Annotated in this window: 9 protein-coding genes; 6 read left to right on the top strand and 3 right to left on the bottom strand. The window is 55.2% G+C overall.

Features of this window, described 5'->3' with window-relative positions:
* The first annotated feature begins 7 nt into the window (after positions 1–7).
* Positions 8–484, top strand: coding sequence for a thioredoxin-dependent thiol peroxidase (gene bcp, locus ACTIDN_RS01365; RefSeq protein WP_415507802.1), 477 nt, complete (start codon positions 8–10; stop codon positions 482–484).
* A 70-nt stretch (positions 485–554) separates the two neighbouring features.
* Here bcp and ACTIDN_RS01360 read toward each other — a convergent pair whose 3' ends face one another.
* The 3 genes from ACTIDN_RS01360 to ACTIDN_RS01350 all read right to left on the bottom strand — a co-directional run bounded on the left by ACTIDN_RS01360 (position 555) and on the right by ACTIDN_RS01350 (position 3,778).
* Positions 555–974: a hypothetical protein gene (locus ACTIDN_RS01360; RefSeq protein WP_415507801.1), complete on the bottom strand. Its 420-nt coding sequence runs from the start codon at positions 972–974 to the stop codon at positions 555–557.
* Positions 975–1,110: 136 nt separating this feature from the next.
* The gene (locus tag ACTIDN_RS01355) at positions 1,111–2,388 is read right to left on the bottom strand and encodes an MFS transporter (protein WP_415507800.1); all 1,278 of its coding nucleotides are present in this window, start codon (positions 2,386–2,388) and stop codon (positions 1,111–1,113) included.
* 91 nt (positions 2,389–2,479) lie between these two features.
* Positions 2,480–3,778, bottom strand: coding sequence for a dicarboxylate/amino acid:cation symporter (locus ACTIDN_RS01350; RefSeq protein ID WP_441375763.1), 1,299 nt, complete (start codon positions 3,776–3,778; stop codon positions 2,480–2,482).
* Between the two features lie 366 nt (positions 3,779–4,144).
* On the opposite strand from ACTIDN_RS01350, the gene ACTIDN_RS01345 reads away from it, so the two are divergent.
* The 5 genes from ACTIDN_RS01345 (at position 4,145) to ACTIDN_RS01325 (ending at position 12,475) form a co-directional block, all read left to right on the top strand.
* The gene (locus ACTIDN_RS01345; RefSeq protein WP_441375726.1) at positions 4,145–4,888 is read left to right on the top strand and encodes a response regulator transcription factor; all 744 of its coding nucleotides are present in this window, start codon (positions 4,145–4,147) and stop codon (positions 4,886–4,888) included.
* Entirely contained in the window at positions 4,875–6,233 is a 1,359-nt protein-coding gene (locus ACTIDN_RS01340; protein WP_415507798.1) for a sensor histidine kinase, read from the top strand. The genes ACTIDN_RS01345 and ACTIDN_RS01340 overlap by 14 nt, the downstream gene beginning before the upstream one ends.
* A gap of 130 nt (positions 6,234–6,363) precedes the next feature.
* Positions 6,364–9,534, top strand: coding sequence for an efflux RND transporter permease subunit (locus ACTIDN_RS01335; RefSeq protein ID WP_441375725.1), 3,171 nt, complete (start codon positions 6,364–6,366; stop codon positions 9,532–9,534).
* Positions 9,531–10,868, top strand: coding sequence for an efflux RND transporter periplasmic adaptor subunit (locus ACTIDN_RS01330; RefSeq protein ID WP_441375724.1), 1,338 nt, complete (start codon positions 9,531–9,533; stop codon positions 10,866–10,868). The genes ACTIDN_RS01335 and ACTIDN_RS01330 overlap by 4 nt, the downstream gene beginning before the upstream one ends.
* A gap of 8 nt (positions 10,869–10,876) precedes the next feature.
* The gene (locus ACTIDN_RS01325) at positions 10,877–12,475 is read left to right on the top strand and encodes an efflux transporter outer membrane subunit (protein WP_441375762.1); all 1,599 of its coding nucleotides are present in this window, start codon (positions 10,877–10,879) and stop codon (positions 12,473–12,475) included.

The following is a 12,475-nucleotide window of genomic DNA, read 5'->3' as shown; positions in this document are numbered from 1 at the left end:
AAGCAGCATGTCTCAGGATCATCTTTTACAGGAGGGGGCAGTCGCTCCGGAATTTTCTATGCCCGCCAGCAGGAACCGGCGTGTCAGTTCACAGGAACTGAAAGGCAAACCGTTTGTGCTGTATTTTTACCCGAAGGCCGATACGCCCGGTTGTACCAAAGAGGCCTGCGGCTTTAACGAAACCTTGCGTGAGTTTGAAGGGGCCGGGCTGACGATTATTGGTGTTTCCCGCGACCCTGTCAGCAAATTGGATAAATTTGCAGAGAAATATGACCTGACATTTCCTCTGGCCTCTGATGAGGAAGGGAGTGTAACGGAAGCCTATGGCGTCTGGGTGGAAAAGTCCCTTTATGGCAAAACCTATATGGGTATTGATCGGACGACTTTTCTTGTGGGAGCCGATGGCAAAATTGCTCGTATCTGGCGCAAGGTGAAAGTGCCGGGTCATGTTGACGCCGTGCTAGAAGCTGCCAAGAGCCTCTAGACGCATAAACGAAAACAGGGCGCTTGAGCGCCCTGTTCCGGATTTAGAGATCGACGTTCAGTTTCGTGTCTCAGTAGCCGCCATAATAGTAGCTGCCCGGAGCGTAATAGCCCGGAGCCGGTGCAACGGGGACGACCGGCACGGCTGGCACCGCATAGACTGGTGGCGGAGGGGGAGGCGGAGGCCCATACGCCATGGGTGGTGGAACGGAAGGTCCGCTCATTGCGGCCCCTGCCAAAGCACCAATTGCCAGCCCCCCGATCAAGGCGCCTGCAATTGCCCCGCCATGCCCACCGCCGTGACGATAGCCATAACCACCACGTGGGCCCCAGCCACCTGCATAACGTGGCGGTGGTGGGCCGCCCCAATGGCGGCCACCGCCTCCCCAACCATAAGGGCCGCCGGGGTGCGCCTGAGCTGCCGGAACAGTTGCCAGCATTGTGCCTGCAATGAGCGGCAGAGCGAGAAGAGTTTTTGTCAAACGGCGCATGAAATGCCTCCTTCAAACAGGAAGCGGAGAGCAGGCCCTCCGTTTCTAATTCTTTAATAAGGCGCGAGTCATGGCAATTTAAAGGCCGGTTAAGGGCCTATTTTAGGCCCTTGCAGGAACTGGTTATTTGCCGGCTTTAGGCGGTGTGGTCAGTCGTCTCATTCAGTGTTGTGGTCTTTCTGAGTGTCAAAACCGTCAGCAGGGTTACGGCTGCACAGGCTGATACATAGTAGGAAAACCAGCCTTCATGCCCGGCCTGCTTGCACCAGAGAGCAATATATTCGGTGGTGCCGCCAAAGACGGAGACGGTTACCGCGTAGGGAAAGCCCACACCCAAAGCCCGGACCTGAGTAGGGAAAAGTTCCGCCTTAACAATCGCGTTAATGGACGTGTAGCCAGACGCGATAAAGAGGGCGCAGGTAATCAGGCCGAATGCTGCCCACGGCGAGTGCACACCAGACAGAGCAGACAGAAGTGGAATTGTACCCAACGTGGCGCACACGCCAAAATAGATCAGCAAAGGTTTGCGGCCGATACGGTCTGAAAGCGCCCCGAACGCTGGCTGAATAAGTGCGAAGACAACGAGCGATGCTGAGGAGACAAGCGTTGCTGTATCTTTGGGAAAGCCCAAGGTGTTAGCGAGATATTTCTGCATGTAGATGGTGTAGGTATAAAACGCCACCGTGCCGCCAAGCGTCATGCCACAAACCGTCAGGACAGCACGTTTGTGCTGCACCAGCATGGCAAGGCCACCTTTTTCCTTTTTTTCCTGACTTTTTTCAAAGCGTTCGCTTTCGACCATCTGTCGGCGTAGCCAAAAGACCAGCACAGCGCCTGTAGCCCCCAAGAAGAAGGGAATGCGCCAGCCCCACGACTCAATCTGCTGCGGTGTGAGGAAAATATACTGCATAAGCAGCAGGATGATCATGGCCAATAGCTGGCCCATAACCAGTGTGACATAGAGAAAACCGGACCAGAAACCACGATTACTGGGGGTGGCCATTTCCGCAAGATAGGTAGCGGACGCGCCGTACTCGCCCCCAAGGCTCAGGCCCTGCACAAGGCGGGCCACCAAGAGCACAATTGGCGCTAACAGGCCGATCTGCTGGTAGCTGGGGCAGACCGCAATGGCCAGAGACCCAAGACACATGGCCGTGACAGATATGGTGAGCGCGGCGCGTCGGCCATAGCGGTCTGCGGCGGAGCCAAGGAGCCAGCCGCCAATAGGCCGCATAAAAAACCCAACGGCAAAAATTGCCGCAGCGTTCAGCAGTTCTGCCGTTTTGTCCCCTCGAGGAAAGAAGGAGTGGGCAAAATAAATGGTGAAGGAGGAATAAACGTACCAGTCGTAATATTCCAGTAAGTTGCCGGCTGAACCTGCCAGAATGCCGCGAACGCGCTGAGCCGTATTCATATGAGCATTATCCTGTTGTTAGCACGTTTCCTGAACGGGCAAGGGGCGTCTTCAAGGTGTGGTCAGAAGGAAGTGGCCGTTCCAAAACGGGTTAAGGAGCGGGCTTATGTTCAAGGGCTTTGTGCAGTTGCGCTGTATCCAGCGTCTTTTCCCAACGGGAAACAACAATTGCAGCCACCGCGTTCCCCATTAGGTTGGTCAGGGAGCGGCATTCAGACATAAAGCGGTCAATGCCCAGAATGAGCGCCATGCCTGCAACAGGCACATTAGGCACAACAGATAGAGTGGCTGCCAACGTGATAAAGCCAGCCCCGGTGACGCCAGCAGCCCCTTTGGAACTGACCATGGCGACCAACAGCAGAGCCACCTGCTCCCCAAGGCTCAGATGCACATCAGTTGCCTGAGCAATAAACAGGGCGGCCAGTGTCATGTAGATATTTGTGCCGTCCAGATTGAAGGAGTAGCCCATAGGCACAACCAGCCCGACCACCCCCTGCGGGCAGCCCGCGTTTTCCAGCTTGGCAATAAGCCCGGGCAGAGCGGATTCAGAAGAGCTGGTCCCCAGTACAATCAGCAATTCTTCTTTCAGGTACCGTGCCAGACGGAATATGCTGAACCCCATCATACGGGACACCACACCCAGCACCCCAAAGACAAACACAAAGGCAGTGAAATAGAAGGTCAGGATTAGTTCCAGCAGGTTGCCAATAGAGCTTACGCCAAAGCGCCCAACCGTGAAGGCCATGGCGCCAAACGCCCCGATAGGGGCCGCATACATGACCAGCCGCACAACCCCGAAAACAAGTTCGGTCAGTTGGCGGAACAGGGAGAGTACTTTTTCACCCTTAGGCCCCATTTGCGCCAGACTGACACCAAACAGGATGGCAACCAGCAAAACCTGTAGAATTTCCCCAGATGTAAAGGCCCCCGCTGTTGTGACGGGAATGATGCGCATCAGGAAATCTGTGAAGGAATGGGCATGCGCTTCTGTCACGAAGGAAGCAACAGAGCTTGAATTCAGTGATTTAGGGTCAATATGCAGCCCGGAACCCGGCCTCACCACGTTGGCAACAATCATGCCAATAACAAGCGCAAAAGTGGAGAAAAACAGGAAGTACCCCATGGCCTTGCCTGCAACGCGGCCTGTCTGTTTCAGGTCGGCCATGCCCGCAATGCCAGTGCACACCGTCAGGAAAATGACTGGCGCAATCACCATTTTAATCAGTTTGACAAACCCATCGCCCAATGGGCGGAGCGCACTGCCAAGGTTAGGAAAGAAATAGCCGACCAGAATCCCAATCAAAACAGCAGCGATAACCTGCAAGTAAAGTGCTTTATGGCGGGATGACGAGGAGGGTGAAGAGGCGGATAACGCTGAGGGATTGGGCAGATCCACGCTAGTATTTCCCTGTTCTGAATTGTTATTATTGTTTATCGTTTTCTGCTTCTGAAAAACCTATATCACCCAGAAACAGCGCATGTCATTGCATTATCGTGATGGATCAACACTTTAGGCGGTGGGTTGTTGCATAGAAGCCTCTCTGATCTTTGGGAGAACCCCTGTCAGAAAGGAGTAATGCATTTTCTATACTTGGTGTTGCGCTTAGTGCCTCTGTTCTCGATGGTGTGATCGGAATGCAGGCTTTGTGATCGGTTTTGGGATTATAAATCTGACAGGTTTCCCACACCGCTATCCTCCACTAGTCTGAAATGAATTTTACTGGCGCACCCCGCAAGAAAGCAGCATCAGGGTATTATGACTGAACACACACACCATGACGATCAGCAGGACCAGTCAGACAAGCAGGCCGGGCGTATTGCCCGTGGATCTGTTCTTCTGATTGAAGATGACAGCACGATTGCTGAGGAAATTGTGGCCGAACTTACCGGCCATGGTCTTGACGTTCTGCACCGTGCCACAGGGGATTCCGGCTTGGCTGCGGCCCTTGCTGGCGGAGCCGATGTGTTGGTGGTTGACCGCCTGTTGCCTGGCCTGGACGGGCTGAGCGTTATTGAGACACTGCGCCAGCGCGGTATTCGGACGCCAGTTCTGGTGCTGTCCGCTCTTTCCGCCGTTGATGACCGGGTAACAGGCCTGAAGGCGGGCGGGGATGATTACCTGACCAAACCCTTTGCCATGGAAGAACTTCTGGCCCGTGTGGAAGCATTGCTGCGCCGCCCGGACGATACGCGGAGCACAAAGCTGTGCGTGGGCCCTCTGGAGATGGACCTGATCGAGCGTCGGGTCTGGCGGGGAGGGCGTGAAATTGACCTGCTGCCGCGAGAGTTTCGTTTGCTGGAGTACCTTATGCGGCGCCCTGATCAGGTGCTGACACGCTCCATGCTGCTGGAGGATGTGTGGCAGTACCGCTTTATTCCCAGAACAAATCTGGTTGATGTGCATATAGGCAAGCTGCGCCGCAAGGTTGATAGCCCCGGTGAGGAGCCTTTGATCAAGAGCATTCGCGGTACCGGATTCCTGTTACGTGTGGCTGACTGAACTTTGCCGCACTGCGGCGTTTCGCCTCACGCTCATGGCGGTTGCCGCCATGGCCGGTGTGATGGTGATGCAGTTTGGTCTGGTTTACACACAGATGGAAGCAGTTGAATCTCACCGTTCAACTGCCCTCTTGCGGGGTGAGGCCGAACTTCTGGCGCAAATGACGCCAGAGCATCTTGAATATGTGGTTCGTAAACGCGCAACCGATGATATGCGGTTGGTTATCAGTAGTGCCGGGTTGTTTGATGCCAGTCACGCTTTGATCGCCGGTGACCTGCGGGCTTGGCCTCACGGCCTTAAGGCGGACGGCAAGCCGCATAATATTGAAATTTATCCGGAAGAAGGCGCACCCTATCCGCTGCGGCTTCTGGCTGAAACCATGCCGGACGGCACTATTCTGGTGCTGGGAAGAAGTTTCCATCTTCTGGCAGAGCAAAAACTTATGCTCCGCCACGCAACGGTTTTGGCCGCCATTCCCACGTTGCTGTTCGCTCTATTGCTCGGCATGGTCCTCAGCCATCGTGCTCTGTCCCGTGTTAAGGATATGCATGAAGCCATAGACCTGATCATGGCGGGGGATATTCACGAGCGTCTGCCCGCCGGGAAAGAGCGTGACGACCTTGAACGGCTGGCGGGAAGCGTTAATCGCATGCTCGACCGGCTGGAAAATCTGATGGATGGTATGCGCGAGGTTGGTAACGACATAGCGCATGACCTTCGTACACCGCTTTCCCGTGTGCGCGCCAAGCTTGAGCGTGCCCTGTCCACAGGCAGTACGGGAGAGGTGCTGGAAGATGCGGTATCACGTGCGGTAGATGACCTTGACCAATGTCTTGGCATTATCACGGCCTTATTGCGTATTGCCGAAATTGAGAGCAGCCGCAGGCGCGCGGGCTTCGGCGTAGTCAATTTGGCTGAACTGGTTGCCGATGTGGTGGATCTGTACGAGCCAATTGCCGAGACGGAAGGCATTGCCTTGCTGACTAGGGTCAGTTCGGTTCCGGTCTGTATAGACGGGGACCGTCATTTGCTGGTCGAACTGCTAGCCAATCTGGTGGATAATGCCATCAAGTTTACACCGGATGGAGGCACGGTGACTGTATCTGTTATCCGGCAGGGCACCACGCCGGAATTGATTGTGACAGACACCGGTATAGGAATTGCTGTGGAGGAGCGGCAGGCTGTGATGTCTCGTTTTTACCGCTCTGACAAAAGCCGACATGTACCGGGAAGCGGGTTGGGGCTGAGCCTTGTTCTGGCCATAGCGCACCTGCATGAGGCTACCGTGACGATTGAAGCCGGACCAGACGGGCAGGGCACGCTGTTTCGTATTACATTTTCATGACGAACGGCGGCTTTTAGTCTTATTAAAACCATTTTTATTGGCGCAAGCAGGGGATATCTGTATCTCAAAGAGTCATGACCGATTCATCTGGATGCAGCCTTTTGTGTGCGCTTACCGGGGGTAAACGCGCATGAATGAAATTGTCGTTACGGCGCTGAAAAAGCCCTACACGTTCGTCGTTCTCTCTATCCTCATTCTGGTGTTCGGCATCAGAGGGATTTTCAATACACCAACGGACGTGTTCCCCAGCATCAAGATTCCGGTCGTTGCTGTTGTGTGGACCTATACGGGCCTGATGCCTGAAGATATGTCCGGTCGCGTTGTTTATTATTATGAGCGCGCGTTGACCGCCACGGTCAACAATATCGAGCATATCGAAAGCCAGTCTTATTACGGCCGTGGTATTGTCAAAATCTTCTTCCAGCCGGGCACGGATACCGCCGTTGCACAGACGCAGATTACCTCTGTGTCGCAAACCGTCATCAAGCAGATGCCCACGGGGTCCACACCGCCGCTGGTCTTGACGTATAATGCCTCCTCCGTGCCGGTCATTACGTTGCAGGTGTCTTCCACCTCCATGACGGCATCCCAGATTTATGACATGTCCTCCAACCTCATCCGTCCGGCCCTTGTGTCGGTGGCTGGTGCGGCTATTCCCAACCCTTACGGGGGTCAGCCGGGTAACGTCATGGTGGATCTGGACCCCATAAAACTGCTGGCGCACAAGCTCTCTCCCGTTGATGTTTCCAAGGCCCTTAACAGCCAGAACATCGTGCTGCCCGCGGGTGACCAGAGAATTGGCACTTTTGACTGGATGGTCCAGACCAACGCCTCCCCCCGTGCGTTGGATGAGATGAACATGATCCCCATCAAACAGGTGGGGGGCGCTGTTGTCCGGTTGCAGGACGTCGCATGGGTGCATCAGGGTGGCCCGCCGCAGACCAACCTTGTGCTGGTTAAAGGCCAGCAGGGTGTTCTGATTGTTGTGATGAAGAGCGGCGATGCCTCTACCCTAGAGGTTGTGTCCGGGGTTAAGGCTCTGCTGCCAGGTATTATCAAGACCTTGCCGGAGGGCGTCAGCATCAAGGTGCTGAATGACGCCTCAACCTTTGTGAAGGAATCCGTGCAGGACGTGCTGCGCGAAATGCTGACAGCGGCCTGCCTGACCGGGCTTGTGGTTCTGCTCTTCCTTGGGTCATGGCGCTCCACGGTTATTATTGCCACATCCATCCCCTTGGCCATGCTGTGCTCCATTATCGGGCTGGGCTGGGCTGGGCAGACCATTAACGTCATGACGCTGGGTGGCCTTGCACTGGCGGTTGGTATTCTGGTGGATGACGCCACGGTGATGATCGAGAATATCGATGCTCACCTTGAGATGGATAAAGATCTGGAAACGGCCATCATTGATGCTGCCAACCAGATTGTTATTCCAACCTTTGTCTCAACACTCTGCATTTGTATCGTCTGGATGCCGCTGTTCCAGTTGACGGGCGTTGCAGGTTGGCTGTTCATGCCAATGGCAGAAGCTATCATTTTTGCCATGATGGCGTCTTTCATCCTGTCCCGTACGCTTGTGCCCACCATGGCTAAATATATGCTGGCAGCACAGGTGGCGGCGCATGCCCATGGCCCGCAGGAGCCAAAAACAGTTTTTGGCCGTTTCCAGAAAGGGTTTGAGCGCAGGTTTGAGCGGTTCCGTCATGCATATCATGACCTGCTCAAGCACCTGGTTTCCATTCGTGGTACGTTTGTGCCTGTGTTTGTTCTGTGTTCTCTCGGGTCTCTGGGGTTACTGTTCTTTGTTGGGCAGGACTTTTTCCCCGAGATCAATTCGGACACTATGGCTATTCACATGCGTGCGCCGCTCGGCACCAAGTTGTCTGAATCGGGTAAAATATCCCAGTTGGTGAATGCTGAAATTGAGCGCACGTTGGCCGGGCAGGTTGAGAGCATAGTTGATAACTGTGGCCTGCCGTTCAGCCCGCTTAATCAGGCCTTCATTCCTACACCAACAGTAGGAACGCAGGACTGCGATATCACAGTCTCCCTCAAGGAAGCTGACTCTCCTGTTGCGGAGTACCGCAAAAAACTGCGGCACAACCTGAACGAGATGTTCCCGGGTACGCAAATCTCCTTCCTGCCCGGAGATCTGACCGCTAAAATTCTGAACTTTGGCCTGCCTGCGCCGATAGATGTGCAGATTGTCGGCCGCAACCTGTCTGACAACTTCAAGTTTGCAAACCGACTGGCCGACAGGCTGCGCCATGTGACTGGCCTGACCGATGTGTCGGTACAGCAGCCCATGACAACACCCACCCTGCGCGTGAACGCCCAGAGAACCTACGCTTTGGGAACGGGTATTACGGAATCAGATGTTGCCAACAACGCACTGGTTTCACTCTCCGGCAGTTCTCAGGTTGGGCAGGTTTATTGGCTGGATACCAAGACCGGGGTCTCCCATCTGATTGATATTCAGACGCCTGCCACCTTCCTGCAAACCATGAACGATCTGGAACTAACCCCAATTGATAAAGGGGACGGCAACCCGAACGGGCAAAATCCACAGATCCTTGGTGGCTTAAGTAGCATCGAACAGGTGGGCACACCTGGTGAGATCGCACATTATAATATCATGCCGGTGTTTGATATTTACGCCACGAATGAGGGGATTGATCTGGGTACGGTCTCGCGGGAAGTCAGCCGGATTGTGGATGAAATACGGCCAGACCTGCCAAAGGGGTCAACGCTGGAAGTGCGCGGTCAGGCAGTCACCATGAACAGTGCTTACGCGCAGTTGCTGGGTGGCTTGGCTATGTCGGTTCTGCTGGTTTACCTGCTGATTGTCGTTAATTTTCAATCTTGGCTCGACCCTTTCATTATCATCACGGCGCTCCCAGGTGCTTTGGCTGGCATTGCCTGGAGCCTGTTCCTGACAGGCACTACGCTGTCTGTTCCGGCTCTCACCGGCGCCATCATGTGCATGGGTACGGCAACAGCCAACGCCATTCTTGTGGTGTCCTTTGCAAGGGAGCGGCTGGACGAGCATGGTGATGCCATTGCAGCGGCCCTTGAGGCAGGCTTTGAGCGTATCCGACCCGTGCTGATGACAGCGTCCGCCATGATTATTGGCATGTTGCCAATGTCCTTAAGTAACTCGCAGAACGCACCGCTTGGCAAAGCGGTTATGGGTGGCCTGATGGTCGCAACAGTAGCAACCCTGCTGTTTGTGCCCTGCGTGTTCGCCATGCTGCATAACCGCAAAAAACCAGAGACGATGCAAAAGGGAGAAAGCGCATGAGCGCGCAGAATTACGGCAGTCATGACCAGAACGGCCTCCATGACAGCCAGACTCCGCCGCCTTCTCCGCCACGGCGTAAGCTTGCGCTCGTTCTTGTGGGGGGTGCTGCTGTGGTTCTGGCGGTTGCCGGTATTGTGTCGCGCCATTCGCACTACATGAATCTGGCACAGGAAATGGCAATTGAGTCCATTCCCGCGGTGCAGGTCATTGCGCCACAACCCGGCCCCAATGAGCGTCGTCTCTCTCTGCCAGCCAATATCGCTGCATGGTATCAGGCACCCATTTACGCGCAGGTCTCTGGCTACGTGAAAATGTGGTACAAGGACTTCGGTGCCGTTGTGAAAGCGGGCGATGTTCTGGCTGAAATTGATACGCCGGGACTGGATGCCCAGTACGCAGCCGCAAAAGCCAACCTGAATGTGGCGCAGGCGCGGTACAAGCTGGCTCAAATTACCGCCAAACGCTGGAAGGCTCTTCAGGGCACTCAGGCTGTTTCGCAGCAGGAAGTGGACGTGCAGGCTGCCAATGCGGAAGCCCAGAAAGCGCAAGTTGAAGCGGCGGAACACGATGTTGAGCGTTATGCAGCCCTTGAAGGCTTCAAGCGGATTGTCGCACCGTTTGATGGCGTCGTGACATCTCGTTTTGCGGATGTGGGGGACTACGTGAACGCTGGCCGTGGAGATGTTGATTCTCACGGCAATGCCACTGAACTGTTCAGCGTTGCCGATGTTCATGCCATGCGCGTGTTCGTAGCTGTACCGCAGGACTACGCGGATATTATTTCCCCACGGCTTGAGGCCGATCTGGAAGTGCCGCAATATCCGGGGCGTAAGTTTAAGGCCAGATTTCTAGCCACAGCTACAGCGTTCAATGCTTCGACCCGCACCGTAACAACGGAGCTTACGCTGGATAATAAATCTGGCGAGCTATGGCCCAACTCCTACGCGACCGCTCGTTTTCGCGCCCCCGGTGACACAAATATGTTGATCCTGCCGGAAGGTGCTTTGATTTTCCGCGCAGAAGGTACGCAGGTTGCGTTGGTGGATGAGACGGACCACGTGCATCTGGTGAATGTGACTGTTGGCACCAACTTGGGCACCACACTGCAAATTCTCAGCGGGGTGAAGAAAACAGACCGTATTATCAATAACCCATCAGCAGGTTTGTTGGATGGTCAGAAGGTGCGGGTGGTTAAAGGAACGCCCGGCTACAACATGCCCCCTAAAAAACCAGCGCCAGCTAATAAGGCAGAAGGTAACTCTGCGTCACAGGATAACACGCGCGCTATGCCTGAAGACAATACGCCTGCGGCTGAGGCCGGAGGTCGTCCATGACGCATGGCATGATGGCGCGTAAAACCTACCGATACAGTGTGTTGGTAGGGCTGTCTTTCGCAACCATGCTCTCTGGCTGTGATATGGCCCCTAAGTACCAGCCCGTGCCGCTCAAGGTGCCGGAAAGCTGGGGGAATACAGGGGTACTCAAGCAGGCAAGCCCGGCTGATGATGTCATCCGCTCTGACTGGTGGACTATGCTGGGGGACCCTCTGCTTAACCAGTTGGAAGAGCAGGCTATGCGCCTGAACCCAGACCTGCAGGCGCAGGCAGAGGCATTCATGCAGTCCCGTGAAGTGGCAATGGAAGCCAAGTCTCACCTGTACCCGCAGCTTAATGGGGCCGCATCGGGGGATAAGAACAAAGGCTCCCGGCACAGGCTTTGGCGTGGGGGAGGGTCTCAGGGGCCGGTTTATATGTCCTCTGAGCAGTATTCAGCCACAGCCTCTTGGGAGCCTGATTTTTGGTCTGCCATCCGTAACCGGGTTCGTATGACCAAGCAGCGCTCGCAAGAAGCGGCAGCAGAGTATGCCTTGGGGCGTCTGAGCTTGCAGGCTGAGCTTGCGAGTGACTACGTTTTGCTGCGCGGCTTTGATGCACAGAGTGCTGTGTATCGTGATTCTATTCGGTATTATCAAACGGCAGTGCAGGTCACTAAAATGCGTCTGGCGGGGGCTATTGCGCCCGGTATGGACGTATCGCGTGCCGAAGCTCAGCTCTATGCCACTCAGGCGCAAGAGACGGAAATCCAGACCCAGCGCGAGGTTGTGGAGCACGCCATTGCTGTGTTGGTTAATCAGGCGCCGTCATCGTTTCATATTGCGCCAACAACACGTTTGAATTTTGCAGCAACTATGCCGCCCGTTGCATTGCCCGCAACCTTGCTGGAGCGGCGGCCCGATATTGCGGCAGCAGAGCGCCGCATGGCGCAGGCAAACCGTGCAATCGGGGTTTCACGTGCGGCTTTCTATCCTCATGTCACCTTTAACGCCATGACGGGGTTTATGGATAACGGGTTTGACCTCGCGTCTCTCTCCAATTCCATGTACCAGTTTGGCGTTCAGGCGCTCATGCCGTTGTTTCAGGGGGGGCTGAGGCGTGCTGAATTGCAGCGCAACTGGTCTCAATACCGGCAGGAAGAAGACCTCTACCGTTCTACAGTGCTGAGCGCCTTTCAGGAGGTGCAGGATAACCTCACCCGTACAACTCGGCTGAAAACGGAAGAAGCGCAGCAGAGCAACGCCGTGGATGCCGCAGTGCGAACGCAAACCATGACTATGGCGCTCTACACAGGCGGCCTGACAAATTATCTGGATGTGGTTGTCGCGCAGGTAGCAGCACTGCAGGCGCGCATTGCGCTGGTGCAGGTGCAAACCCGTGCCATAGATGCCCGAGTGCAGCTTGTAAGGGCGCTGGGTGGCGGCTGGTCGCGGGCTGATCTGCCTAAGGCGGACCAGATCATGCCGTTTAGCCCTCTTCAGTATGGCAATCTGCGCCATGCTGGACCCGTTGCAGGTGTGACAACTCAAACAGATCCTGCTTCAGCAGACCTCGTGAGAGAGGAAAAAACGTCGCAACCCCTTGACACCCGCAGTCAGCGCCGCTAA

Origin of the sequence: Acetobacter sp. (assembly GCF_052102375.1) — a bacterium.
Taxonomy (GTDB): Bacteria; Pseudomonadota; Alphaproteobacteria; order Acetobacterales; family Acetobacteraceae; genus Acetobacter.
Note: the sequence above shows the minus strand (reverse complement) of the source record. Positions and strands in the feature narration are given on the sequence as shown.

What these genes read in the sequence shown, in the direction of transcription:
- ACTIDN_RS01330 (WP_441375724.1), top strand. Translation starts at nt 9,531, where the DNA reads ATGAGCGCGCAGAATTACGGCAGTCATGACCAGAACGGCCTCCATGAC.
- ACTIDN_RS01335 (WP_441375725.1), top strand. Translation starts at nt 6,364, where the DNA reads ATGAATGAAATTGTCGTTACGGCGCTGAAAAAGCCCTACACGTTCGTC.
- ACTIDN_RS01355 (WP_415507800.1), bottom strand. Translation starts at nt 2,388, where the DNA reads ATGAATACGGCTCAGCGCGTTCGCGGCATTCTGGCAGGTTCAGCCGGC.
- bcp (WP_415507802.1), top strand. Translation starts at nt 8, where the DNA reads ATGTCTCAGGATCATCTTTTACAGGAGGGGGCAGTCGCTCCGGAATTT.
- ACTIDN_RS01360 (WP_415507801.1), bottom strand. Translation starts at nt 974, where the DNA reads ATGCGCCGTTTGACAAAAACTCTTCTCGCTCTGCCGCTCATTGCAGGC.
- ACTIDN_RS01345 (WP_441375726.1), top strand. Translation starts at nt 4,145, where the DNA reads ATGACTGAACACACACACCATGACGATCAGCAGGACCAGTCAGACAAG.
- ACTIDN_RS01325 (WP_441375762.1), top strand. Translation starts at nt 10,877, where the DNA reads ATGATGGCGCGTAAAACCTACCGATACAGTGTGTTGGTAGGGCTGTCT.